Source organism: Flavobacterium anhuiense (assembly GCF_900101855.1).
In the GTDB taxonomy this organism is placed as follows: Bacteria; Bacteroidota; Bacteroidia; order Flavobacteriales; family Flavobacteriaceae; genus Flavobacterium; species Flavobacterium anhuiense.
Genome location: NZ_FMVC01000003.1, coordinates 644,509 through 671,486 on the forward strand (window position 1 = coordinate 644,509; position 26,978 = coordinate 671,486).

General features: G+C 34.4%; 22 protein-coding genes. 5 read left to right on the forward strand and 17 right to left on the reverse strand.

Going from position 1 to position 26,978, the window contains the following annotated elements:
- Positions 1-37 precede the first annotated feature (37 nt).
- Positions 38-952: an EamA family transporter gene (locus BLP44_RS10695; RefSeq protein WP_091132929.1), complete on the reverse strand. Its 915-nt coding sequence runs from the start codon at positions 950-952 to the stop codon at positions 38-40.
- A 111-nt stretch (positions 953-1,063) separates the two neighbouring features.
- On the opposite strand from BLP44_RS10695, the gene BLP44_RS10700 reads away from it, so the two are divergent.
- A complete protein-coding gene (locus BLP44_RS10700; RefSeq protein ID WP_091132679.1) occupies positions 1,064-2,485 on the forward strand; it encodes an aminotransferase-like domain-containing protein in 1,422 nt (473 codons plus the stop codon).
- Positions 2,486-2,920: 435 nt separating this feature from the next.
- On the opposite strand, the gene BLP44_RS10705 is transcribed toward BLP44_RS10700, so the two are convergent.
- From BLP44_RS10705 to aspA, 6 genes are all read right to left on the reverse strand, one after another.
- Entirely contained in the window at positions 2,921-3,868 is a 948-nt protein-coding gene (locus BLP44_RS10705; RefSeq protein WP_091132682.1) for a bestrophin family protein, read from the reverse strand.
- 116 nt (positions 3,869-3,984) lie between these two features.
- Positions 3,985-4,707 (reverse strand): hypothetical protein, encoded by a 723-nt coding sequence (locus BLP44_RS10710; RefSeq protein WP_066034978.1) that lies wholly within the window; start codon positions 4,705-4,707, stop codon positions 3,985-3,987.
- Between the two features lie 83 nt (positions 4,708-4,790).
- Entirely contained in the window at positions 4,791-6,173 is a 1,383-nt protein-coding gene (locus BLP44_RS10715) for a HAMP domain-containing sensor histidine kinase (protein WP_008463158.1), read from the reverse strand.
- Position 6,174: 1 nt separating this feature from the next.
- The gene (locus BLP44_RS10720) at positions 6,175-6,849 is read right to left on the reverse strand and encodes a response regulator transcription factor (protein ID WP_066034979.1); all 675 of its coding nucleotides are present in this window, start codon (positions 6,847-6,849) and stop codon (positions 6,175-6,177) included.
- Positions 6,850-7,012: 163 nt separating this feature from the next.
- Positions 7,013-8,299 (reverse strand): BamA/TamA family outer membrane protein, encoded by a 1,287-nt coding sequence (locus BLP44_RS10725; RefSeq protein ID WP_091132686.1) that lies wholly within the window; start codon positions 8,297-8,299, stop codon positions 7,013-7,015.
- A 157-nt stretch (positions 8,300-8,456) separates the two neighbouring features.
- Positions 8,457-9,866, reverse strand: coding sequence for an aspartate ammonia-lyase (aspA, locus tag BLP44_RS10730; RefSeq protein WP_066034981.1), 1,410 nt, complete (start codon positions 9,864-9,866; stop codon positions 8,457-8,459).
- Between the two features lie 156 nt (positions 9,867-10,022).
- Here aspA and BLP44_RS10735 point away from each other — a divergent pair, with 156 nt between their 5' ends.
- On the forward strand, positions 10,023-10,601 hold the full coding sequence (locus BLP44_RS10735) for a pentapeptide repeat-containing protein (RefSeq protein WP_091132692.1): 579 nt from the start codon (positions 10,023-10,025) through the stop codon (positions 10,599-10,601).
- Positions 10,602-10,733: 132 nt separating this feature from the next.
- Here BLP44_RS10735 and BLP44_RS10740 read toward each other — a convergent pair whose 3' ends face one another.
- The 4 genes from BLP44_RS10740 to glyA all read right to left on the reverse strand — a co-directional run bounded on the left by BLP44_RS10740 (position 10,734) and on the right by glyA (position 14,533).
- Positions 10,734-11,231 carry a GNAT family N-acetyltransferase gene (locus tag BLP44_RS10740; protein WP_091132697.1) on the reverse strand — a complete coding sequence of 166 codons (498 nt, stop codon included), beginning with the start codon at positions 11,229-11,231 and terminating at the stop codon, positions 10,734-10,736.
- A gap of 1 nt (position 11,232) precedes the next feature.
- A complete protein-coding gene (locus tag BLP44_RS10745) occupies positions 11,233-12,273 on the reverse strand; it encodes a GMP reductase (protein ID WP_091132701.1) in 1,041 nt (346 codons plus the stop codon).
- Positions 12,274-12,500: 227 nt separating this feature from the next.
- Positions 12,501-13,094 carry a MiaE family protein gene (gene miaE / locus BLP44_RS10750; RefSeq protein WP_008463152.1) on the reverse strand — a complete coding sequence of 198 codons (594 nt, stop codon included), beginning with the start codon at positions 13,092-13,094 and terminating at the stop codon, positions 12,501-12,503.
- A 164-nt stretch (positions 13,095-13,258) separates the two neighbouring features.
- Positions 13,259-14,533 carry a serine hydroxymethyltransferase gene (glyA, locus tag BLP44_RS10755; protein ID WP_008463151.1) on the reverse strand — a complete coding sequence of 425 codons (1,275 nt, stop codon included), beginning with the start codon at positions 14,531-14,533 and terminating at the stop codon, positions 13,259-13,261.
- A 109-nt stretch (positions 14,534-14,642) separates the two neighbouring features.
- Here glyA and fahA point away from each other — a divergent pair, with 109 nt between their 5' ends.
- On the forward strand, positions 14,643-15,926 hold the full coding sequence (fahA, locus tag BLP44_RS10760) for a fumarylacetoacetase (RefSeq protein ID WP_008463150.1): 1,284 nt from the start codon (positions 14,643-14,645) through the stop codon (positions 15,924-15,926).
- A gap of 169 nt (positions 15,927-16,095) precedes the next feature.
- Here fahA and BLP44_RS10765 read toward each other — a convergent pair whose 3' ends face one another.
- Positions 16,096-17,136: an agmatine deiminase family protein gene (locus BLP44_RS10765; protein ID WP_091132703.1), complete on the reverse strand. Its 1,041-nt coding sequence runs from the start codon at positions 17,134-17,136 to the stop codon at positions 16,096-16,098.
- A gap of 184 nt (positions 17,137-17,320) precedes the next feature.
- Between BLP44_RS10765 and BLP44_RS10770 the strand changes: the two genes are divergently transcribed.
- Positions 17,321-18,841, forward strand: a complete 1,521-nt coding sequence (locus BLP44_RS10770; RefSeq protein WP_091132707.1) for a choice-of-anchor I family protein — start codon at positions 17,321-17,323, stop codon at positions 18,839-18,841.
- A gap of 202 nt (positions 18,842-19,043) precedes the next feature.
- Positions 19,044-20,303 carry an OmpA family protein gene (locus BLP44_RS10775; RefSeq protein ID WP_008463144.1) on the forward strand — a complete coding sequence of 420 codons (1,260 nt, stop codon included), beginning with the start codon at positions 19,044-19,046 and terminating at the stop codon, positions 20,301-20,303.
- A gap of 315 nt (positions 20,304-20,618) precedes the next feature.
- Here the strand turns inward: BLP44_RS10775 and BLP44_RS10780 are convergent, their stop codons facing one another.
- From BLP44_RS10780 to clpB, 5 genes are all read right to left on the reverse strand, one after another.
- Complete coding sequence (locus BLP44_RS10780) at positions 20,619-21,509, reverse strand: carbon-nitrogen hydrolase (protein ID WP_008463142.1); 891 nt, start codon at positions 21,507-21,509, stop codon at positions 20,619-20,621.
- Positions 21,510-21,676: 167 nt separating this feature from the next.
- Positions 21,677-22,090 (reverse strand): hypothetical protein, encoded by a 414-nt coding sequence (locus BLP44_RS10785; protein ID WP_008463140.1) that lies wholly within the window; start codon positions 22,088-22,090, stop codon positions 21,677-21,679.
- A gap of 177 nt (positions 22,091-22,267) precedes the next feature.
- Positions 22,268-22,678 carry a hypothetical protein gene (locus tag BLP44_RS10790; protein WP_091132711.1) on the reverse strand — a complete coding sequence of 137 codons (411 nt, stop codon included), beginning with the start codon at positions 22,676-22,678 and terminating at the stop codon, positions 22,268-22,270.
- 337 nt (positions 22,679-23,015) lie between these two features.
- Positions 23,016-23,900, reverse strand: a complete 885-nt coding sequence (locus tag BLP44_RS10795) for a DUF808 domain-containing protein (RefSeq protein WP_091132715.1) — start codon at positions 23,898-23,900, stop codon at positions 23,016-23,018.
- Between the two features lie 399 nt (positions 23,901-24,299).
- Positions 24,300-26,897, reverse strand: a complete 2,598-nt coding sequence (gene clpB / locus BLP44_RS10800) for an ATP-dependent chaperone ClpB (protein WP_091132718.1) — start codon at positions 26,895-26,897, stop codon at positions 24,300-24,302.
- Positions 26,898-26,978: the final 81 nt, after the last annotated feature.

Below are 26,978 nucleotides of genomic sequence, written 5' to 3' on the forward strand. Positions count from 1 at the left end.
TCGATTTTAAACCAATAAAAAATATGAAAACTAAGAATTAAGAACCCTTGGATATTGTGGTCATTTTTTGCTTTATGGCAAAAATATGATGCGAATTAAAAACTAACACTGCGGTAAAAATGATACCGTATGCTGTAATCTGCAAAGGCGTAATATTTTCTTTGAAAAAAAAGGCCGCCAAACCAAATGCAATCATCGGATTAATGTTTAATAACATTCCAACTGTCGAAGAGTTGATTCCTGAGAGTGCATACAAATTGAGAAATAAAGGAATTATAGTAAATACAATTGCAATGGTTTCAATGCAGAGATAAAACTTAAATTCCGTTGGAACCGGTCCCCCAAAAACCGGATAAAACGGTAATAATACTAATGCAGCCAAAGTAATATGAAAAGTCAGTACAATAAACTTATCAAAACCTTTATTAGCGCGCTGACTTACTAAATATGAGGCATAAGTTAGTCCGATAATGATGCTAAAAACCATATCCATAATGGCAGCGTAAGACAATAAAACACAGCCTGAAATACTTAATCCTACAGAAATCCACTGCGTTTTGGACAGTTTTTCGTGCAATATAAAATAAGCGAGTATGGTCGTCAGAATAGGACAAACTAAATATGCCAGAGAAGTTGCTTTTACGCTGACATGATTCATTACATAAATATACGTAAACCAATTTCCCATCAAAAAGGCACTTCCGCCAATATTAAGCAGAATCGATTTTCTTTTTTCTGATTTTGGCAACGCTTTAAAGATTTCGATGGTCTCTTTTATCTGTTTTCTTTTGAATAACAAAGCAATCAAAAGCATCAAAATACTACAGCTAAAAACGCGAAAAAATAAAATATCTAATGATGGATACTCATGAATTGGTCTTAAAACCAAACTGAAAAGTCCCCATGTCGTAAAGGCAGAAATAGCCGCGATATAATATTTTGTTGTTTTCACTAAAGTTGTTTTTGAAATGTTTTCTTTTTGATGAAGCAAATTTCTAAAAAATAAAACAGCAATACAGATACAGTTTTTGTAAATTGCAGCATAACAGTTTTTATTTTTATAATGAAAAATTCCAATTACTTATATCTTCAATTTGCTGACCTCATCGAAAAACAGATCAAATCTGGACTTCTAAATGTAGGCGACAAACTGCCTTCTATACGAGAGGTTTGTGCTGAAACGGGCTATAGTATGAGCACTGTCAGCAAAGCATATTATGAAGTGGAGAGCCGCTCTTTGATAGAATCAAGACCGCAATCAGGCTATTATGTAAGTAACATTTCGGCCAGAACAATTCCAGAACCATCGGCAAGTAAACCTCTTTTAACTCTTGAAAATATTGAACGCGAAGATTTAGTGGATTTGGTTTATGGCGATATGCGTAAAAAAGATATTACGATGCTTTCGCTTGGTTTCCCGTCCAATGAATTGCTTCCGATTGCGAAACTGAATAAAGGAATGGTTCAAGCCATGCGCCAATTGCCGAACAGCGGAACGAGTTATGAGGAAATTGAAGGAAACAGTAATCTAAGAAAAGAAATTGCACGCTGGTCTTTTACTTGGGGCGGTTCTCTTACTGAAGATGATATTATAACGACTCCAGGCTGCATTTCGGCAATTTCAAATTGTTTGCTGGCACTGACTAAACCAGGAGATACGATTATTACTGAAAGTCCGGTTTACTTTGGTATTCTTCAGCTTGCGCGATCTTTAGGCTTATATGTAATGGAACTTCCAACTAATATGACAACTGGGATTGAACTCGAAGCGGTAAAAAAGACACTTGCTTCCAATAAAGTAAAAGCCTGTGTTTTAATGAGCAATTTCAGTAATCCATCAGGAAGTATGATGCCAAATGAACATAAAAAAGAAATTGTCCGTTTAATGGAATTTTATAATGTTCCACTAATTGAAGACGATATTCATGGTGATTTATATTTCGGTTCAAGCCGTCCTACGAATTGCAAAACTTATGATGAAAGCGGTATTGTCTTGTGTTGCAGTTCGGTTTCTAAAAGTCTGGCACCAGGCTATCGTGTGGGCTGGGTTTCTCCGGGGAAGTTTAAAAAAGAAGTTCTGAGAACCAAATTGTACCATACGATCTCCAATTCAACTATTACACACGAAGTGGTTGGCGATTTTCTAAAAAATGGCCGCTACGAAAATCATCTTAGAAAAATTCGTCAGATTCTGAATCGAAACTGTACTAACTACATTAATACTGTTTTAGAGTCTTTTCCAGCAGGAACAAAAGTAAGTCAACCACAAGGCGGATTCTTCTTATGGCTCGAGCTGGATAAAAAAATCGATACTGCGGCTTTTTATCATTTAGTGTTAAAACATAATATTAGCATTGCTCCGGGAAGGATCTTTTCATTTCAAGATCAGTTTTCAAATTGTATGCGATTGAGTTTTGGATTGCCTTGGTCTAATGAAGTGAGAACTGCTATTCAGACGTTGGGAAGATTAGCGAAGCAGCTTTAGACTCCAAAAACAAACACAATATTGTCATTTCGACGGTGGAGAAATCTTCGCAAGAAGCTCGACAAAGATTGGCGATTATCTTTACGGAGTTTCTAGTGAGATTTCTCCACCGTCGAAATGACAAAACTATGTGTTTTAAAAAGACTAAATACCTTCTAAATTAACATAGCACGCGGTTTCAACCACGGGAACACATAGTAGGTTTTGCCATTCTTTGCGTTCGAGCGGTTGAAATCGCTGGCTATGTTTAAAACATTTGGTAATTTCTTCCTTCTTCACCTTTCGGAGTTTCTTGTGGAGATTCCTCGTTCCTCGGAATGACAAACTATTATTTGTTAGCGTGATTGCTTCGTTCCTCGCAATGACAAAAAAAAACTGGACAGCGCAACTACACACTGTCCAGCCAACAATTAAAAGAAGACCAAAATTAAATAGTTATAAGACAAAATAAGCGTCTTTTTCGACTTTCTTAGGTTCATCATTTAAATCAAATTCTTTTAGGATATCAAATTCGCTTTGATATTCGTTCAGCATTTGTTTGATATTTTTTTCAATTGTATTTGCAATTGCAGTAACTGGCGTATCTGTTGGTCTGTTTTCGAACGGATCTTGCAAATGAATCGCCATTCTTTCGATCAAAAAGAAAGCGGCACCGATTGCAGTAATCAGCGGAATGGCAAACCAGCTCAATACGCTTGTTAATCCGAAAGGCAATACAAAAATGAACAAACACAAAGTCAATCTGATGTACATACTGTATGTTGTTGGAAAAATGGTGTTTTTAATTCGTTCACATTTCCCCATTTCATCACATAATCTCGACAAAGTGCTATCGATTTCAACCTGCTGATACATATTGATTCTCTTTTCGTTTTTCGCATTTCTCAGATCTCTTGCATGTAGCATTAAAATAGCATTTGGAATATTTTGATGATTCTTGATGTATTTGATTTCTTCTTCACTCATTAATCCTTCAAGCGGTTTTATGGCATCTCTATTTCGAAGCGACTGCCCTAAACTGTAACACCACGCAATTTGTCTTTTAGCAAAATTTTCTTTGAATTCACTAGCTTCAACAGAAAAATCAGGGTCTTCATAAAACGTCAAAACCTGACGAATTAAGGTTCTGGAATCGTTTACTACAGCTCCCCAAACAATTCTCGCTTCCCACCATCTATCATAAGCCTGATTTGATTTAAAGGCCAATAATAGAGAAATAATCGTTCCGATCATGGTCGGAATGGCAATCGGGATATCTACAGGAAGATTGATAAAATAGTGATGGAAAATTTCAAACAGTATCGTATAAGCCAATACTAATGCAATTTCTACTTTAATTTTCCCGAGAACGTACTTCATTGGTATTCTTTTCTTTAATAACATATTTTCGGATTTAAATTAATATTTTTAAGGGGCTAAGAGGCTAAGGTTCTGAGATTCTAAGGTTAAAAATTAAAAAACTTAGTACCTTCGAACCTCAGAATCTGAGGACCTTAGTCTCAAACCATCTCTTCGTACAATGAAAGAACCGGGAGCCCTAGTTTTTCGTTGACATTTTCTTTTTTCGCTTTTTTAAATTTGATTTTTTCGCCTTTTCGGGTTTCTACCAGCATATCGATGTTGTGTTTTGAAATGGCTTCTGATAAAAATGGGGCTACATTTTCGTAGTTATCTTCAAAACTAGCGGTCTGGCTTACAATTTCGAAAGAGAAATTAGCGCTCAAAAATTCCTGTACATCTTTTACGTGGATATTTTTGCTAGAATTTTCTACGTACAATGCTTTATGGAAAACCTCTTTATTAACTTCTGTACTCAGATGCAGAATAGGACATTTTTGATTTCCTGCCAATTGCACGAGATATTGATGAATTCTTTTGGTTTCCTGTTTATAAGAATGCGTGAGAATGACCAATTTTACTGAAAAAACTTCTATTAGACGTTTGAAAATTGGTGCTGAAAGTCCGTATTGATTGTGGACTTTTAATTTAATATTTGAAGTGTGTTCAATAATATAACGGCAAGTTTCCAGAACTTCTTCCTGACTCCTAGTAAGTCCTGACTTCATTTCTCTTAAAAAACCTGACGACGAAAATGTATCAGGGGCTTCTGAAACTAATACTAAAATAATTTCCGACTCAGTATTTTTAGACTGATTTACCGCAGATTTAACAGCCGAAATGGTGTCATCTTTTAAAGTTGTAGGTATAAGAAAATTTTTCATAAGTATATTCTTTTAGTTTATACTTACAAAATAACTCTCAGTAGATTAGACCTTTATTAATCTAAAATTAGAATTTTCTAAAATTAAACATTAGATTTTTTAATGTTGCCTTTTTTGAAGATGATTGTAACGATTGTTCCTTTGTTTTGCTCAGATTGAACTTGAAGTTCGCCATCGTGCATTCTAATAATTTTAGACGCCAAAGGAAGTCCTAAACCATAACCAATATATTTGGCTGCAATTTTACCTCTAAAGAAAGGCTCGTATAAATGCGGAATATCTTCTGGCGGAATTCCGATCCCGATATCATTGATCGTGATTTTGATCATTTCTTTATTGGCCGTAAGGTTCACAAACACTTCATTGTTATCAGAATATTTTACTCCATTGGTAATAATATTGTTGATTGCCAATTCTAAAAGCGGTTTATTGCACGGCAAAAGCAGTAAATTAGAATCTTCTGGAGCAAAATTAAGTTTAATGCTTACACGGTTGTCAGGATAAATCTTGTCGAGATCAGATTTTACATCCAATAATAGTTCGTCCATGCGAGCAATGTCCGATACTTGTTTCTGTCCGTCATAACCCGTTTGAGTAAGCTTAAGGAGACTTTCTGTTAGATTTCCTAATCTAGAAGCCTGACTATAAATATTTTCTAATGAGCCAATATATTCGCTAACTTCTCTTTCTTTGAGAAGCATAATTTCTGCTTCAGCAATGATAGTGGTGATTGGGGTTTTTAACTCATGAGAAGCATTATTGATAAAATTAGCCTGAATCTCAAATGAAGTTTCCAATCGATCCAGCATATTATTAAAAGTATTGGTCAAATCTGATATTTCATCAGAGTTTTTAACTTCAGGAAGACGATTGTGCAGATTAGAAGCACTGATTCTTTTTACTTCTTTGGTAATTCGTGCTACTGGATTGATAACTCGTTTTGCTAAAAATCGTCCTAAAAGAAAAGCTAGAATCACAAATCCGATTCCGCCAAAAAGCATAATTTTAACTATATAAACCGTTGTGTCTTTTCCTTTACGGTCTCTCGCGCCAACAATTACAATATATTTTTGATTGTTTTCTTGAAAAATCTGTCCGAGATAATACTTGTTATCTATTTCGTAAGAATCTTTTCCTGTACTTAAAACATTGGTATAAAAAGTATTCGGAAGATTTAGATTTGTATTATAATCAAAACTATTGTGGCTGTTTACTTTTAATACGTATTCCTCTTCTTCAATCAATTCTTCAAGACCATTTTTTTGAAGATTTTTATAATATTTAATTTTCTCAGGATCTTTCTGAAAATGAATTGAAGCTACAATTTTTGCTCTATCATCTAAACGCTTTAAAAAGTGATATCGATTATTTTCCCTGAATAAGAAAAACACGATGATACACAATAGCGAGGTGCTAAAGGTAGAAAGAGCAACGTAATTGAAAGTGATTTTTTTCCTAATGTCCATATTATGGTTTTATTACATATCCCAAACCTTTCATGGTATGAATCAGTTTCGTTGAAAAAGGTTTATCTATCTTTCTTCTTAAATACGTAATATATACATCAACCACGTTGGTATTCATATCAAAATTAATATCCCAAACATTATCCAGAATTTGGTCACGCGAAACAATACGCCCCGTATTTTTAGCCAAATAATACAAAAGCTTAAATTCTTTAGCAGTCAATACAATATTCTCTCCATCTCTTTTAACCGTTTTTGCACGGCCATTTATTTCTAAATCACCAATTGTGATGGTGTCTATTTTTTCTGTTTCCTGCTGAGATCTTCTGTATAAAGCATTTACCCTAGCATCTAGTTCTCCAAATTTAAAAGGCTTAACCAAATAATCATCTGCGCCAGAATTAAGTCCGGTTACAATGTTTTCTGAAGTTCCTAAAGCGGTTAAGAGTAAAATAGGCACGAAGTTTTTTGCGGCACGAAGTCTTCTGCAGATTTCAATCCCGTTGATATCAGGAAGCATTACGTCTAAAATTACCACATCGAAGGTATAATTATGAATCATTTCTATGGCCGTTTTACCATCCATAGCCACGCTTACTTCATTATTATTTTCTGCAAAACCTTTTCGTAATATCGATAATAGATTTGGCTCATCTTCAACTATCAGTAATTTCATATTAAGAAGTTTGTATATACAACAAAAATAAGAATACAATTTAAAATAATTTTAAACAACTTTACAAATTATGATTTAATTATGAAGAATAAAAAAAGCAGGCCTTATTGCCTGCTTTTTGATATTTTTTAGCGTTAAAGTTTCTTATTCTTAATTTCTGAAACTAAAAAGTTTCTCCAGCATTCAAATAAAATCCTTTAGAATTGTTACCCCACGAGTAATCAAAAATAAGGTTAGTTTTGGACGCTTTGTCAATTAAAAGCCTTAAACCAATACCAGCTGCAGGCTGAATCGACTTGAATAGTTTAAGATCGTTATCAGAATTACTTGTTGTTACAAAATTGGTAAAAACAGTACCGCTCAGCAATTGATTGCAAGTTATCGGAAATCGGAACTCAGTAGATAAATAAACCAATCCATTTCCTCTAAATAATCCTTGCGTATACCCTTCTCCACTTCTACTACGCTGATCCCAACCAATGGCAGGTAGATTCAAGTACGGCACTTTCCCTTTGGTTACAAATTGTCCGTAGGTCCAAAATGCCAAAATATAATGCGGATTCTTATGAGAAACAGGAATAAAATGGCGATACTCAGCAAACAACACATTACTGTATTCCTGATTGTTGAAAAGCACAGGATTAAATCTGTAGTTAATATTGGCAAACCAACCTTTTGATGCATTTACCTGATTATCACGCGAATCGTGAACCAGATTTAAACTTACTCCGTTTAAGAAATATTCAAAATTATCAAATCCGTATTTTTGGCTATAATTATAATGATATGTGTACTTCTCGTTTGCAACATCCAACTCTTTGTCATCTATACTCGAATACCAGTCAATATTAATACCTCCTCCGATGTAATAGTTTTCTTTGACTTCAAAAGAAACTGTCTGATGAAATTTGAAATAGTTATAATCCATATCCTGAGCCAATGAATCTATACTAAAACCGGGAGGACGGTCCCGTCTGGGCGGAATAATATCTGTTCCTAATCCGTAATTGGGTTGTGAAAACAGATACAAGCGATAATCGCCACTTAAAAAGATTTTATTGTTCTTAAGCAATATATTGTTTTTTACATTTACCAGCCATTGATTTTTTAAGGTATAGGTGATTCCAATATTAGCAATTGAATATTTGTCTTTTTCTTCTTTTCCTTTAAAAGTATATTGTGCGACCGCACCAAAAAAGAACCCAGTTGCGGGCTGCGAGCCAATTGCAGGAATTACTAAAAAGAAATTGTTTTTTGTGGGCTTAACAACCAGCGCATCGTCATCTTTCTTAAAAAGATCGAATACCGTTTTAGGAGGGCAAATTTTCGGATTTTGAATCTCAGGATTTTGAATTTCTTCTTGAGAAAATAAATTAAAAGAAATAAGAAATAATAATCCTAAGATTTTAGACTTGTACTGAACGGCATTATTTTGAAAAAAAAGCACCATTTACAAAGTTTTGTTTTAGAAATAAGATTACTATCTCATTGTAAATATAAGCCTTATTTTCAACATGTTAAACACTAAAACCAAATAATTTTCAAAATATTTTAACAAAAAAAGCCGTCAAAAAATATTTGACGGCTTTTTCATATCGTATTTAATATTATTTAGTTATAAACTTTGGATGGATTAGATTTTCTAAAGAATAAATTTCATCCCATTTTTCTTGTGTAATCAATTTTCTTTCGAGAACAGCAATTTGATGCACGCTTTTACCTGTTTTTAAAGCTTCTCCAGCAATACTAGCACTTTCTTCATAACCTAAAATCGGATTCAATTGCGTTACAATTCCGATACTGTTCATCACCATATTGTAGCAGTGATCCACATTTGCTGTGATTCCGTTAATACATTTATCAATTAAAGTCTGAATCGCATTTGAAAGATAATCTAATGAAGTAAACATTGCAAAAGCAATGACAGGCTCCATTACATTCAATTGCAATTGCCCTGCTTCTGCCGCCATTGTAACTGTTAAATCTTGGCCAATTACATAAAAACAAGTCTGATTTACCACTTCTGGAATTACAGGATTTACTTTTCCAGGCATAATAGACGAACCTGGCTGGCGTGCTGGAAGATTAATTTCATTCAAACCTGTTCTTGGCCCGGAACTCAATAAACGTAAATCGTTACAGATTTTAGAAATTTTAACGGCAGAACGTTTTAAAGTTCCCATAATCTGAACATAAGCTCCCGTATCAACCGTTGCTTCAATTAAATCGGGTGAAAGTGTCAACGGAATTCCAACCTCATCTGCTAAATATTTCACGCAGATTTCAGGATAACCTTCAGGAGCATTTACTTTTGTTCCAATGGCAGTTGCGCCCATGTTGATTTCTAACAATAAATCTTGAGCATTTTTCAAACGCTGAATATCTTCACCAATAGTAGTCGCATAGGCTTTAAATTCTTGTCCTAAAGTCATCGGAACCGCATCTTGCAATTGCGTTCTTCCCATTTTTAAGACATCTTTAAATTCTTCTCCTTTTTTAGCGAAAGCTACTTCTAAACCTGCAAAAGTTTTAATAAAACTTTCCATTTTCAAATACAAAGCAATTCTAAAAGCCGATGGATAAGCATCATTTGTAGACTGAGAACAGTTTACATGATTATTTGGATGTAGAAAATTATACTCTCCTTTTTTATGGCCAAGATATTCTAAACCGATATTGGCAATTACTTCATTGGCATTCATATTTACAGAAGTTCCTGCTCCACCCTGAATTAAATCGCTCACGAATTCCTGATCAAATTTACCTGCAATTACCTGATCGCTTCCATAACAGATGGCTTCGGCAATTTTAGGATCAAGCGCTCCGCAATCTTTGTTTGCCATGGCAGCAGCTTTTTTTACATATCCTAAAGCCTTAATAAATAAAGGCTCTTTTGAAATTGGAATTCCGGTAATATTGAAATTCTCTACCGCTCTAAAAGTCTGGATTCCGTAGTATAAATGATTAGGAATTTCTAATTCTCCCAGAAAATCATGTTCTTTTCTTGTTGATTCCATATAATAAAATTGATATGTTTTGACTTAAAAAATAAGTGTAAAGCTACAGTATTTTATGCATAAAAATATGAATAGAATCAAAATCATTTCTGATTTGTTCAGATTATTTTATGGTAAATTAGTACCTTTTCGGTCTCAAATAATTATTAAAAAGAGTTGAAAAAAGAAAGCGAATATTTTCTTGATAAAGAATACAATACGATTGTTTACGACAAAGAAGATCTAAATTTTAAAGACTTCGAATACTGCGTTTTTAACAATTGTAACTTCTCTGCCTGCACTTTTCTTGCCGTTACTTTTATCGATTGCGTTTTTAATGATTGTATTTTCAGCGAAGCCAAAATTAATTACGTTGCTTTGAGAACGGTTACTTTCAATCGATGTGAAATTAAAGAAGTGAATTTTGCCATGTGCGACAAACTCATTTTTGAAGTTCGTTTTAATGATTGTATTCTTGACTTTTCGAAGTTTTATACTTTAAAATTAAAAGGAACTCCGTTTACCAATTGCAGTTTAATAGCTGTGGATTTTATGGCAGCCGATTTAACGAATGTAATTTTTGAAAATTGTGATTTATACCGTTCAGAATTTAGCAAAGCCATCGCCAATAAAGCCGATTTTAAAACGAGTTATAATTATACTATTGATCCGTCTAAAACTAAACTGAAGAAAGCTATTTTTTCTTTAAGTGAAGTAAAAGGGTTATTGTTTACGCATGATGTGATTGTGAGTTAATCAAACAAAAAACGTATAGTTTGTCATCCTAAGGAACGAAGGATCACACTCGGAATTCGACAAAGATTGGCGATATACTTTACGGAAATATTAGTGTGATACTTCGTTCCTTAGGATGACAAAAAAGCTGTTTTAGATTTTCTTCCACATCACATAATCCTCCATCAAATACCCATTTCCAATTTCTATATCAACCGTTTCTTTTATTTCAAAACCTAGTTTTTTATAGAAATTCAGTGCCGTATTAAAACGGTTTACGTTTAATAAAAGTTCGTTTGAATTATTTTCTAAAGCCATTTTTGCAATTTCTTCAAATACTATTTTACCAAAACCTTTTCCTTGAGTTTCTGGCAAAAGATAGATTTTATGGATTTTGGTTATCGCTTCGTTTTTATAATGGTGTTCAATTCCGATAAAACCAATTATAGAATCAGCATCGGAAATCATATAAAACAGTTGCTCTTTATTCTGAATTTGTTTTGAAAGTGCTTCATCAGAATATATCATATCCAACATATATTCTAATTGTTCTGCAGTTAGAATTTCGCCATACGTAATTGGCCAAGTTATATGTGCGATTTCTTGAATTTTAGCAATATCATCAATAGATGCTTCGGTAATTTTAATCATATTATTTTGTAAAAACTTGATTTTCTTGTTCGCTTACGCGGATGAAAGTCGTTCTTTTTGTTAATTCTTTTAATCTAGAAGCTCCCACATATGTGCAAGTGCTTCTTATTCCGCCTAAAATATCTAAAACTGTATAAATTACTTCCCCTTTAAACGGAACTTGAACTGTTTTTCCTTCACTTGCTCTGTATTCTGCAACACCTCCAGCGTGTTTGTCCATTGCAGTTTTCGAACTCATTCCGTAAAACTGTTTGAATTTTTCGCCTTTTACTTCGATCAATTCGCCTCCGCTTTCCGTATGTCCTGCTAACATTCCGCCAAGCATAACAAAATCGGCACCAGCACCAAAAGCTTTGGCTACGTCTCCTGGAGTTGTACATCCTCCATCGCTTATAATATGTCCGCCTAAGCCGTGAGCAGCATCAGCGCATTCTATAATTGCAGACAATTGCGGATAACCAACACCCGTTTTTACGCGAGTTGTACAGACTGAACCTGGTCCAATTCCGACTTTTACAATATCAGCGCCGGCTAATAAAAGTTCTTCGGTCATTTCTCCTGTAACGACGTTTCCTGCAATAATGATTTTATCAGGATACTGTTTTCTGGTTTTCTTTAAAAACTGAACAAAATGTTCCGAATAACCATTGGCAACATCAATACAGATAAATTTCAGTAAAGGATTTGCAGAGATTATTTTTTCAATCTTTTCAAAATCTTCTTTTCCAGTCCCCGTACTTACCGCAATATAATCGTAGAAATCTGGAGATGCATTTTTTAAGAAATTATTCCATTCCTCTAAAGTGTAATGTTTATGAATGGCCGTAAATAGCTTCTCTTTAGCCAAAACCTTTGCCATTTCAAAAGTTCCCACGGTATCCATATTGGCTGCCATAATAGGAATTCCTGTCCAACTAGCAGTACTATGCAAAAATTTGAAATTTTGTTCTAAGGAAACTTCGGATCTGCTTTTGAGCGTTGATCTTTTAGGTCTAAACATTACATCTTTAAACCCTAATTTCAGGTCCATTTCTATTCTCATATTTCGAGATTTTGGTTACTCTCAAATGTAAGAATTTCTGATTTTAGATTTCAGATATTAGATTAACAAAAAGTTGAACTTTTGAACAATTGTCCATTAGTTTGCTTTCGCGAAAGCGCTGATTAAAGCTCTTTTAATTTGATGTATTTTGCGCGGGCTTCGACTTCGCTCAGCCTGACAAAGATATAAACTGAAAACTGTGACTGAGACCTGAACACTAAAAAAAGCTATCCGTGAATCGTTTCGTTTTTCCCGTAATTGGTAATGATAGATTCTTCAAAAGCTAACCATTCTCTCCAACGTTTTTCAACATCAATTCCAACCCCATATTTACGTGCGTAAGTAATGAAAGTGGTGTAATGTCCTGCTTCGCTTTCCATTAATTCTCTATAGAAAACAGCCAATTCTTCATCTTGAATATTTTCTGAAAGCACTTTAAAACGTTCACAGCTTCTGGCTTCGATCATAGCAGAGAAAAGAAGTCTTTCTACAAGACCAGAAACGCGGCTTCCGTCTCCACTTCTTTTCATATATTGATATAGTTCGTTTACATATTCGTCTTTACGCTCACGACCTAATTTTAGTCCTCTTTTGATAATTATATTATGAACTTGTTCAAAATGATCTACTTCTTCTTTTACTAAAGCCAATAAATCTTGAACCAAATCCTGATGCTCTGGATTGTTTGTAATAATCGTAATGGCATTGGTTGCTGCTTTCTGTTCGCACCAAGCGTGGTCGGTTAGAATTTCTTCTATATTTTTTTCAACAATATTTACCCATCTTGGGTCGGTTGGCAATTGTAGTCTTAATACGCCCATTTCTTTAATTTGTTTCAGGTTTATTTTGTTTGCTTCGCCAATTCGGCTAAAGCCTCGTGTCAAGTTTCAAGTTTTTATTCTAAACGAAAAAAGTTTAAAGTTTCATAATGCGTTTATTATCGCATTACAAAACTTTAAACTTGAAACCTTAAACTTTAAACTAATTAATAAGCAAAAATTGGTCTTTCGCTCATCATATCGTTTACTTGTTCTGCAACTTCTTCGATAACAGCTTCATCTGTATGGTTAGATAAAACTTTATCAATAAGTTCAACAATAGTTTCCATATCTTTTTCAACTAAACCACGAGTTGTGATTGCAGCTGTTCCAACACGAATTCCAGAAGTGATAAATGGAGATTTATCGTCAAAAGGAACCATGTTTTTGTTTACTGTAATTTCAGCTTTTACTAATGCATTTTCAGCTTCTTTACCAGAAATATTTTTGTTTCTTAAGTCAATAAGCATCATGTGGTTATCAGTTCCGCCAGAGATAATGTTGTAACCTCTTTTTACGAAAGCATCAGCCATTGCGTTTGCATTTTTTTGTAATTGCATTGCATAAGTAAAGAACTCATCTTTAAGAGCTTCACCAAAAGCAACTGCTTTAGCAGCAATAATGTGCATTAAAGGTCCACCTTGGTTTCCAGGGAAAACAGCTAAATCCAATAATGAAGACATCATTCTGATTTCTCCTTTTGGAGTTGTTAATCCTTGTGGATTTGGAAAATCTTTACCCATTAAAATAAGACCTCCACGTGGTCCTCTTAATGTTTTGTGTGTTGTTGTAGAAACAATATGGCAATGTGGAATTGGATCGCTTAATAAACCTTTTGCAATAAGACCTGCTGGGTGAGAAATATCAGCAAATAAGATTGCTCCAACGCTGTCAGCAATTTGTCTGAAACGAGCAAAATCCATGTCACGAGAATAAGCAGAAGCTCCAGCGATGATTAATTTTGGCTGTTCTTTAGTTGCAATTTCTTGAATTTTATCATAATCTAAACGACCAGTTTCAGCATCTACACCGTAGAATACTGGACGATATAAACGTCCTGAGAAATTTACTGGAGAACCGTGAGTTAAGTGACCTCCGTGAGATAAATCGAAACCTAAAATAGTATCACCAGGATTTAAACAAGCGTGGTATACAGCTGTATTTGCTTGAGAACCAGAGTGAGGCTGTACGTTTGCATATTCAGCGCCAAACAATTCTTTAGCTCTGTCAATTGCAATCTGCTCAATAACGTCAACTACTTCGCAACCGCCGTAGTATCTTTTGCCAGGATAACCCTCAGCATATTTATTAGTTAAAACAGACCCTGCTGCTGCCATTACTTCATCACTTACAAAATTCTCAGAAGCGATAAGCTCTAGTCCATGAATTTGTCTTTCTTTTTCCTCTTGGATAAGATCAAAAATTTGTTCGTCGCGTTGCATTTTTTTGTTTTTCGTTAATTTCACGCAAAAATACAAAAAAACGTTTGTCAAACAGCTAGATTATGATATATTTGACATGTAATTTTTCAACAAACAATTAACATTAAACATGCCAATAACCGCCAACGATACCAGTAGAAAATCATGGTTAGAAGTGCCTCAAAATAGCGACTTCCCTATTCAGAATATTCCTTTTGGTGTATTTCTTACCAAAGAAAATGTCGTTACAGTAGGAACGAGAATTGGCGATTATGCCATAGATTTAGGGGCTTTACAGCAATTAAACTATTTTGAAGGAATAGAATTGACCGATGATATGTTTATGCAGGATACGCTGAATGATTTTATTTCTGACGGAAAAAAAACATGGCGTCTGGTTCGAAATCGTATCGCAGATATTTTCGACGAAAACAATCCGCAACTAAGAGATTCAACAAAACACCGAGATATTGTTATATTTAAAATTGAAGATGTAGAAATGCAGCTTCCTGTTTTAATTGGTGATTATACTGACTTTTATTCAAGCAGAGAACATGCTACAAACGTAGGTAAAATGTTCCGTGATCCTGATAATGCATTATTGCCAAACTGGCTCCATATTCCGGTTGGATATCACGGAAGAAGTTCTACAATTGTGCCATCTGGAATTCCAGTTCACCGACCAATGGGGCAAACCTTGCCTGCCGGTCATGACACGCCTGTTTTTGGTGCTTCACGCTTAGTAGACTTTGAATTAGAAACTGCTTTTATCACAACAGATGTGAATGTAATGGGCGAAAATATTTCAACTTATGAAGCTGAAGACTATATTTTCGGAATGGTTTTATTAAATGACTGGAGTGCTCGCGATATCCAGAAATGGGAATATGTGCCACTTGGACCATTTTTAGCTAAAAACTTTGCCACATCCATCTCACCTTGGATTGTTACTATGGATGCTTTAGAACCTTTTAGAACAAAAGGTCCCAAACAAGATCCGTCACCGCTACCTTACTTACAGACAAAAGGTAAAAAAGCTTTTGACATTCATTTGGAAGTTTCGTTACAACCAGAAGACCAAGAAGAAACTGTTATTTCAAGATCGAACTTTAAATATATGTACTGGTCTATGGCTCAGCAATTGACACACCATACCTCAAACGGATGCCGTGTAAATTCTGGCGACATGATGGGTTCTGGAACTATTTCTGGCCCAACTCCTGATAGTTTTGGTTCTATGCTGGAATTAACTTGGGGTGGAAAAAATCCATTGAAGTTAAAAGACGGAAGCGAACGTAAATTTATTGAAGATAATGATACTGTAATTATTCGCGGTTTCTGCGAAAATAACGAAGTAAGAATTGGTTTTGGAGAAGTTTCTAGCCAATTGTTGCCTCCTTTTACAAGACAATGAAGAGCAGAACAGTCTGAAGAAATATAGAAATAGAAAAACCTTGGCGATAACCAAGGTTTTTTTATGCTTTTTAATCTCTTAAAAGCGTAGAAATTTTAAACCATATAAGTAATTTAAGTTCATTTAATTCAGACTTAATTTCCTTTTATCACTTATATGGTTTTATATATTAAGCAGGAATCTGCTGACTTAAGCAATGCAAAGTTCCGAATCCCCAGATAAAATCAATACAACTGATTCCGATTACTTCTCTATCAGGAAAACATTCTGCTAATATGTTTAAGGCTACACGATCATTGCTGTCATTGAAGGTCGGAACTAAAACACAATTATTCAAAATCAAGAAATTGGCATAACTTGCTGGCAAACGTAAATCTTCAAAATCAACACGTTTTGGCATTGGAAGCGCTACAATAACTGGAGATTTCCCGTTTTCTAATTTTGCATTCTGAAGACGTTTCAAATTATCCTGCAAAGGCTTGTAATTTGAATCATTTTTATCTGTTTCAACAATCGTTACAATCGTATCTTCATTTACAAATCGACATAAATCATCAATGTGGCCGTGAGTATCATCACCTTCAATTCCATCTCCAAGCCAAATTACATTAGTCACACCAAGATATTCTTTAAAAACGGCTTCGTAATCTTCTTTGGTAAAACCTGGATTTCTAACCTGAATTGTTGGATGCATTAAACATTCTTCAGAAGTCAGTAAAGTCCCTTTTCCATTTACATCAATTGCTCCGCCTTCAACAATTACTGGTTTTCCTTTATACATGACCTGGGTTAGCGGAACGTCTATAAAATCAGCCACTTTGCCTGGAACAAATTTATCTAATTGATAATTTTTATATTTTGCCCAACCATTAAAATTAAAGTTTAACGCTTCTCTATTTGAACCATTCTTTACAATAATTGGCCCCGAGTCGCGCATCCAGCTTCTGTTGGTTTTATGAAGAATATAAGAAACGTTTTTGATATTTACGCGGGCTCTTTCAAGCATATCTGCAACTCTTTCTTTTAGTTTTTCATCGGCAACCACCAAAAAAACAGTTTCAAAAGTGGCTACTTTTTTTATAAATTCTACAAAAGCCCATTGAACTGCTTCGTATTTTCCCGGCCAGTCATTGCCATTGTGCGGAAAACACAATACAATTCCTTGCTGTTTTTCCCACTCTGCAGGAAATCTTCTATTATTTGTTGACATAAATAGGTTCTAATTAAGAAAGTGCAAAGATAAGCATTCGTTAGGATTTTAAAACAAATGAGTAAAAATCATACTCCATTTCACAATAAATATCCTTCAAAAATTAAGTTAAAGATTAAATAATACATCCTTAATATTTAACAGAGACCTCAGAATTACTTTTGCCAAAACTAAAAACTAACACATGAAAAATTTATCAATCTCATTATTAGCGGCACTTCTCATATTAGCAAGTTGCAACAATGATGAAAATTCGAACAGCGAACCAGAAGTTGTTGTTAACGAAAATCCTGTAACTTTTAAAGAAATTGGTTCTATCACAATTGGCGGAGAAGCTGCAGCTGAAATTTCTGCTTACTGCGAAAAAACAAAAAGACTTTTTACAGTAAACAACAGTGGGGTAAACCAGATTGACGTTATTGACATTACAGACCCTACAAAACCAATGAAAATTGGAAAAATTGATTTAACTGCTTATGAAGGTGCTGCGAACAGCGTTTCTGTTTTTGACGGAAAGCTTGCTGTTGCTTTAGAATCTACTGTAAACAAGCAAGGAAACGGAAAAGTAGTTATTTTTAATACTTCTGATTACAGCTTAATCAAACAAGTTACTGTTGGAGCATTGCCTGATATGATTACTTTTTCTCCAGACGGAAAATTTATCATGACTGCTAATGAAGGTGAGCCAAATACTGATTATACACAAGATCCTAACGGAACGGTTTCTATTATTGAAACAAGCACTTATAATGTTACAACACTTGATTTTAACTCATTAGCTGGTCAAGCTGCGGCATTAGCAAAAGATGGATTTAGAATTTCAAAATTTGCTAAAACGAGTTTTGCTCAGGATATTGAGCCTGAATACATTACAATTTCTGACGATTCTAAAACTGCTTGGGTAACTTTACAGGAGAATAATGGTGTTGCAAAAGTTGATTTAACTTCTAAAACTATTACTGCGGTTTACCCTTTAGGATTAAAAGACTACAATACTGCTGAAAACGCAATTGACGTAAGCGACAGTGACAGTAAAATTGCTTTTAACCCTTGGAAAGTAAAGGGTCTATATATGCCAGATGCTATCAGTCATTTTACTGTAAACAATACCCCTTATTTTGTTACAGCTAATGAAGGAGACGCAAGAGAATACACCGCCTATACTGATGTGAAGCGTACGAAAAGCATGACACTTGATGCAACAGTTTTTCCAGATGCAGCAACCTTAAAATTAGATGCTAATTTAGGCAGATTAAATTTAGTTGCAGATATGGGAGATACTGATGGAGATGGCGATTTGGACCAAATGGTAAGTTTTGGCGGAAGATCATTTTCTATTTGGAATGGAAACACTGGAAAAATTGTTTATGACAGCAAGAATGATGTTGACAAAAAGACCAACGAAATAGGCACGTACGACGATAAAAGAAGTGATGACAAAGGTTCTGAGCCAGAAGCTGTAGTTGCGGCTAAAATGGGAAATCAAAACATTTTGTTTGTTGGTCTAGAAAGATCTGACGCTTTTATGGTTTACGATGCTACAAATCCGACTTCACCACAATATTTGCAAACTGTAAAAACAGGAGATGCGCCAGAAGGAATTCTTTTCATCCCTGCTTCAAAAAGCCCTACAAAAAGAAGCTTATTAGTGGTAAGTAGCGAAGGAGATGGATCTGTTAAAATTTATCAGCCCGATTTAAAATAATAACTTTTTTTTAGGATAGCAAACGGGACAAAATGTGAATTTTGTCCTTTTTTTATGCATTCTATTATACTAATATTAACGGATTTACACAATTAAATGCCAAAAGATGGGAATTATGTAAGGGTATATACAACACAATCTAAAATTCGACCTCTAATTTTGCTTCAGAGTTTAAAATAAAAACAATTTAATTTTTGATATCATGAAAAAGAAATTAGTATCAGTATCCTTATTATTGCTATCATTTGCTGCGGGCGCTCAAAATATGGCTACCACTTCTACCAAACCTAGTGTAGATCAAGAATACAACAAATGGTCGATCGAACTAAATGGCGGGGTTAATAAACCAACTAGAACAATGACTCCAGGTTATACTACAGAATCATTAAATTTTTTCCACGGTGATTTAGGTGTTAGATATATGTTTAGTCCAAAATTTGGGGTGAAATTAGATGTTGGTTACGATCAATTTAAAGAGAAAAAAAACACTCCAGATTTTGAAAGCCGTTATGTTAGAGCAAGTTTACAAGGAGTTATCAATGTTGGACGTGCTTTAAATTTTGAGACTTGGACAAACACAATTGGTCTTTTAGCTCATGGTGGTTTCGGGGTTTCTCAAATTAGTACTGAAACTGGATTTGGGGGTCAAGATTACATGGCTCACGGAATTGCCGGTTTAACGGGACAAATCAGATTGAGCGATCGAGTTGCTTTGACAGGAGATCTTACTGGAATTGTTAACGGAAGACAAAACTGGAACTTTGACGGAATGGGAACTACTTCTACAGGTGCTTTTGATGGTGTTTTATTAAACGCTTCTGTTGGTTTAACATTCTACTTAGGTAAAAACCAAAAACATGCTGATTGGGTTGGCGAAGAAGACAGAATTAGCGAATTGGAAAAAAGAGTGGACTTAATCGAAACTGGTCTTTTGGACACAGACAAAGATGGAGTTGCTGATTTATACGATTTAGAACCAAATTCTATTGCAGGAGTTGCCGTTAACACTAAAGGACAATCTATTGATACTAATCAAAATGGTGTGCCAGATGAGTTAGAAAGCTACTTAGATAAAACTTACGAAAAGAAAGGTGCAGGAACAGCTACAAACAATACGGTTGAAGAATTAATCAACGGAGGTTATGTAAATGTTTATTTCGATTTCAATTCGTCTAAACCAACAAATGCATCTTTATCTGGTGTTGATTTCTTAGTGAAATACTTGAAAAACAATCCTGGAAAATCTGCTGACATTATTGGTTATGCTGACGAAATTGGAAATTCAAACTACAATGTTGAGTTATCTAGAAAAAGAGCTGAAGCTGTGAAAAAAGTAGCAGTAAATGCTGGAATTGACGCTTCAAGATTGAATGTAATTGCTAATGGAGAAGATACTTCTGTTAATAAAAACTCTAAAGAAGCACGTCAAATCGTGAGACGAGTTACTTTCCAAGTGAAGTAATCTATATATAAAGCTAAAAACGAGAAAAGGAGCTATTCAATTGAATGGCTCTTTTTTGTTTATAAAAAGAGAGTTTAAAAAACTAAATTTTGAAGCCTGATTATAAAGCTTCGGAGAAGTTAAATATTTATAACAAATGACAAATGTTTATAATATAAAGCTCAAGAGGAATAACATGCTCTTTTGAAACTTAATATATATCGCTCCTCCGGAGCTTTTCCATTTGCAGCTATAAATATTTAACTTCTTCAAAGCTTGCATAAAAAAAGGACAAAATGTGAATTTTGTCCTTTTTTTATATTTTAGATAAATTAATTATTTATCGATTGCTCTTTTTGTGATATCTCCAAAAGCATCAATTCTTCTATCTCTGAAGAATGGCCAATTTTGGCGAACATTTTCCTGAAGGTCTAAATCAACCTCAGCAATTAAGATTTCTTCTTTATCGTGCGAAGCTTGAGCTAAAATTTCTCCTTGCGGTCCAGCAATAAATGAAGCTCCCCAGAATTGAATTCCTTCTGTCCCGTCGATATACTTTTCTAAACCGATTCGGTTTGCAGCTGCAACGAAAACACCATTTGCTACAGCATGACCTTTCATTACGTTCATCCAAGCGCCATATTGATTTTCTCCATATTGCTCTTTTTCTTTTGGATGCCATCCAATTGCTGTTGGGTAGAATAAAACTTCTGCTCCTTTAAGCGCTGTAATACGAGCCGCTTCTGGATACCATTGATCCCAGCAGATTAAAGTTCCAACAGTTCCTTTTTTAGTTTCAATCGCTTGGAAACCTAAGTCACCTGGAGTGAAATAGAATTTTTCATAGAAATGAGGATCGTCTGGAATATGCATTTTACGGTATAAACCAGCCTCAGTTCCATCAGTATCGATAATATAAGCACTGTTATGATAAATTCCAGCCATTCTTTTCTCGAAAAAAGGAACAATAATTACTACTCCTAATTCTTTTGCCAATTCGCTGAATGCAATAAATGAAGTGCTGTAAAGTGGTTCTGCTAATGCAAAATTCTCTACATCTTCACTTTGACAAAAATAATGACTGCTATATAATTCAGGCAATAAGATAACTTCTGCACCTTGACTCGCAGCGTCTCTTACCCAGCTGATACATTTTTTAAGATTATTTTCGGCAACATCATTCAGGTTTAACTGAATAACCGATATTTTATACTTTCTTTTCGCCATGACATAAAATTTAGAGTGCAAAAATAGTACTTTTTAAAGGAATGGCAAAGTCGATAACTTTTATATAACAACTAATGATCTGTATTATTTCATATAAAACAAAAAACCATTTTAAATTGATTCAAATCTCTTGTAAAATGGTTTTAAAATTATATCTAAAAAAAAACTTATTCGATAACTAGCTTTTTAACCAAAAATTCTGTTTCAGATTTTCTAAATTTTATTTCAAAAGTTCCTTTTGACTGTGGTGAAAATGTATAAAGTGTATGTAGCGCAGTTGGCGTTTGATTCGCACAAGTTCCCGTAGGGTATTTTGCTTCTATTTGAAATCCTTCTTCTTTACCAATTGATGTACTGCCAATTCTATCAAATTCACCGCAAGCATTATCAACTATAAACGATACATCATAATTAACATCGACACCCACTTTGCCAGTTGCAGGTCCAGAAATCGCTGTAACATTTGCAGCTCTAGAAATAGTTTGAGGTGTTTCTTTTCCATTATCGTCACTGCTGCATGCTACTGAAAAAACAGCTAAAAATAACACTGCCAAAATCGTTTGTATTCTAAAAATTCTCATATAAAATTTAAATTTAGTTATTCTGAATATATTATATAGATGGTGCTAAATTACAAAGGTTGCGTGAAATAATACAAAAAATTTTAAGTGATTATAAAAAAACAAAGCCATTTTACATTGAATAAAAATCTCTGTAAAATGGCTTTCAACCTAAAAAAATATCAGCTAAGCTTCTTATTATTCGATAACTACTTTCTGAGTTAAGAATTCTGTTTCTGATTTCTTGAATTTGATTTCAAAAGTTCCTTTTGTAGTAGACTTGAATTTATAAACTGTTTTCTTTGGTTCTGGCACTTGCTGGGTACAAACTTCTGATGGGTATTTCGCAATTACTTGCAAACCTTTTACAGATCCAATTGTTACTTCTGAGATTTTATCAAATTCTGCACAAGCGTTATCAACTGTGTAAGTCACATCGTAGCTTAGTTCATCATTAACTTTTCCTGTTGCCGGTCCTTTAATTTCTGTTACTAAAGCTGCCTTTGTGGTTGGAGCTGGTACTTGATCCTTATCATCACTGCTGCATGAAACAAATCCAATTGATAAAAATAATACTACTAAAGCTGTTTTTAATCTAAAACTTTTCATATAAAATAATAATTAATTGTTAATTACTATGAAGACAAGGCTTAGTTGCAAAGGTTGCTTAGAAGAAATGTTAAAAAATTCAGATTATCGATTAATATTTTAAAAATCAACAACTTATTCAATAAAAATTATCAAAAAAAATACCGTTATTTCTTATAAAAATAAAAACTCTCTAAAATAGCCCCGATAGAAACGGCATCTTTTTGTTGTGGGGTTCACAACAAAAAATATAGTGAATAGCGGGACTGAACTTCCTTTTAAATGAATCACTCCTGCTCCTAAAAACAAAAAAACACCAGCGTGTACTGGTGTTTCCTTTACTATTTTTAAAGCTGAATTAAGCTGTTTTCTTTTGAAAAATCTTTTTGAAAAGATTTACAAAAAGTAAAACTATAAATCCTAGAACTAATCCAACCGTAAATTCTTTGAAGATTGAAGGGATTTTAATTTCTTCTGACAAATGGTGAAAAAATGGAATATAATGTACAAATATTCCTCCAGCCACTAAAAGTAAAGCAATCGTCCCAATTACGGTTAAACTTTTTATTACAAACGGAAGTGCTTTTACTAACAAGTTTCCGATAAATCTTGAAAGACTCTTTTCACTTTTGCTAGATTTAATAAGCTTAAAACCTGCTTCGTCCATTCTAACGATAAGCGCTACTATTCCATAAACCCCAATTGTAGCTACGACTGCAATTATCGAAGTTACAATTATTTTCTGCAGGAGAGGCTGTTCTATTACAGTTCCTAATGCGATAATCACGATTTCAACCGAAAGAATAAAATCTGTTACAATTGCCGATTTTACCTTGTCCTTTTCAATTAATAAAATTTGTTCCTCAGTAAGAACTTCATCTGTAATTCCCTCAGATTCTTCATGTTTATGAGGAACGATAAACTCGTAGATTTTTTCGGCTCCTTCGTATGCTAAAAAAAGCCCTCCTAAAACTAAGATTATTATAATGGCAATCGGAAAAAATGCACTTAAAAGGAATGCAACTGGAAGAATAATGATTTTATTCAATAAAGAACCTTTACTGATAGCCCACAAAACCGGCAATTCTCGTGAAGATGCAAATCCAGAAGCTTTTTCTGCATTTACAGCTAAATCGTCACCTAAAATCCCTGCTGTTTTTTTTGCGGCAACTTTACTCATTACTGCAACATCATCCATAATTGCTGCGATATCATCTAATAGTGCGAAAAAACCTGAACCCATTTTTTAAATTTATTTTTTAGTGACGCGAATCTAGACATTTTGGCTTAATCTGCCCAATAATATTGCATCAAAATTTATCTTTTTATTCGTATTTTTCTGTACAGCATTTTTTAGTTGCATTGTCCTAAAAGAACCCAAAGAATAATAAAAACTATAATGGTTCCGAAACATCCGCCTCCTAATTTTTTAGCGCCATATCCTGCTAATAATCCTCTGAAAATATTGTTCATGATTTTGATTTTTTTTAATTAATAATTTGCTGATTTTTATAAACTTAAAATTGAATATTTATTCAAGATTTATTGTTATAAGAATTGTGCAAAAAGTTTCAGAATTCACGGCAAAAAAAAGCACCAGTTTTAACATTGATGCTTTTCAAGATTAACTAAACAAAAATAATTATTTAACTGTCTGGTTTCTAAAAACCAATTTGCCGTCGAAAGCATCTAATAAAATGATGCTGTCTGTTGTAATATTTCCTGCCAAAATTTCTTTTGACAATTGATTTAAAACTTCACGCTGAACCACACGTTTCACTGGTCGAGCTCCAAAATGTGGGTCGTAACCTTTGTCTGCCAAATACCCAATAGCCTCTGGAGTTGCATCCATTGTAATGCCTTGCATAGCCAGCATTTTGGTCACGCTCTTTAATTGTAAACTCACAATTCTCGAGATATTTTCGACCGTAAGCGGTGTAAACATTACAATCTCGTCAATACGGTTGATAAACTCAGGACGAACAGTTTGTTTTAATAATCCTAAAACTTCGTTTTTAGCTGCTTCTGTTGCTGCTTCAACACTTCCTTTTAGGTTTTCAAATTTCTCCTGAATGATATTACTTCCCATATTTGAGGTCATAATAATAATCGTATTTCTAAAATCAGCCAGACGTCCTTTGTTATCTGTCAAACGTCCTTCATCTAGAACCTGCAATAAAATATTGAACGTATCTGGATGCGCTTTTTCGATCTCATCCAACAATACAACAGAATATGGTTTTCTACGAACGGCTTCTGTCAGCTGGCCTCCTTCATCATAACCCACATATCCTGGAGGCGCACCCACCAAACGGCTCACACTGTGGCGTTCTTGATACTCACTCATATCGATACGAGTCATGGCATTTTCGTCATCAAAAAGATATTCAGCCAAAGCTTTTGCCAGCTCCGTTTTACCAACCCCAGTTGTTCCTAGGAACAAGAATGATCCAACAGGTTTTTTCATATCCTGTAAACCGGCACGGCTTCTACGAACCGCATCACTCACTGCTTCTATCGCTTCTTCTTGTCCTACTACACGTTTGTGCAATTCATCTTCAAGATGCAATAGTTTTTCTCTTTCTGTCTGAAGCATTTTGGTTACCGGAATTCCTGTCCATTTTGCTACAACTTCCGCTATATCTTCTCTGGTAACTTCTTCTTTGATTAAAGAATTTCCAGATTGGAATTCAAGCAATTGTTTCTGCAATGTTTCTTGGCGTTCCTGTGCTTCTTTTATTTTTCCGTAACGAATTTCAGCTACTTTTCCGTAATCTCCGTCACGTTCTGCACGTTCTGCTTCGTATTTAAAGTCTTCTATTTCGTGTTTTACAGCCTGAATTCCGTCAACGATATCTTTTTCCTGTTTCCATTTTGCATAGATTTCGTTGCGTTCTTCTTTCAGGTTGGCCAATTCCATACCTAAAATTTTCAGTTTGCTTTCTTCTTTTTCACGCTTAATGGCTTCAATTTCGATTTCCAACTGCATGATTTTACGATCCAAAACATCTAATTCTTCTGGTTTCGAATTGATTTCCATACGCAATTTAGAAGCCGCTTCGTCCATTAAGTCGATCGCTTTATCTGGCAAGAAACGATTCGTAATATATCTTTGCGAAAGCTCAACTGCCGCAATAATTGCTTCATCTTTAATCTGAACTTTATGGTGCGTTTCGTATTTTTCTTTGATTCCACGAAGAATTGAAATCGCGCTTTCAGTATCAGGTTCATCGATTAATACTTTTTGGAAACGTCTTTCAAGCGCTTTATCTTTTTCAAAATATTTTTGATATTCATCTAAAGTCGTAGCTCCAATTGCTCTTAATTCTCCACGTGCTAAAGCTGGTTTTAAGATGTTTGCCGCGTCCATCGCACCTTCACCTCCACCCGCTCCCACAAGCGTATGAATTTCATCGATAAACAATACGATGTCACCTTCTGCAGCTGTAACTTCTTTTACAACCGATTTTAAACGTTCTTCGAATTCTCCTTTGTATTTCGCTCCGGCAATCAAAGCTCCCATATCTAATGAGAAAACGATTTTTTCTTTTAAGTTTTCAGGAACGTCACCATCCACAATTCTGTGCGCTAATCCTTCTGCAATCGCAGTTTTACCAACTCCAGGCTCACCAATAAGCATAGGGTTGTTTTTTGTTCTACGAGTCAGAATCTGCAATACACGACGAATTTCTTCGTCACGTCCAATAACTGGATCTAGTTTTCCTGTACGAGCTAATTCGTTTAAATTTTTAGCATATTTATTTAGCGAATTATACGTTTCTTCTGCCGAAGCTGAAGTTACTCTTTCGCCTTTTCTTAATTCTTCAATAGCAGCTTTAAGACCTTTTCCTGTAACTCCCTGATCTTTTAAAATCTGAGAAACTTTACTTTTTGAGTCAAAAATGGCTAAAATTAAATGCTCGATCGAAACGTATTCGTCGTTCATTTTTTGTGCGATAATTTCAGCTTCATTCAAAGCTTTATTAGCATCTCTGGAAAGCATTACATCTCCTCCAGAAACTTTTGGAAAACTCTGAATTGTACTGTCTAAAATTTGTAAAAACAAAGGCACATTTACATTTAGTTTTTTCAAGATAAATGGTGCCACGTTTTCATCAACTTCAAAAATAGCTTTGAAAATGTGTTCATTTTCAATTTGCTGTTGGCCATTTCGCTGTGCTAACTGCTGAGACAGCTGAATGGCTTCTTGCGATTTAATAGTAAACTTATTTATATTCATATTTTTACGTTTTTGATTGATTTTATTTGTTTGACATTTTATAAGATTAAAGTTACGATTTATTGAGGTACTTTTTTAACT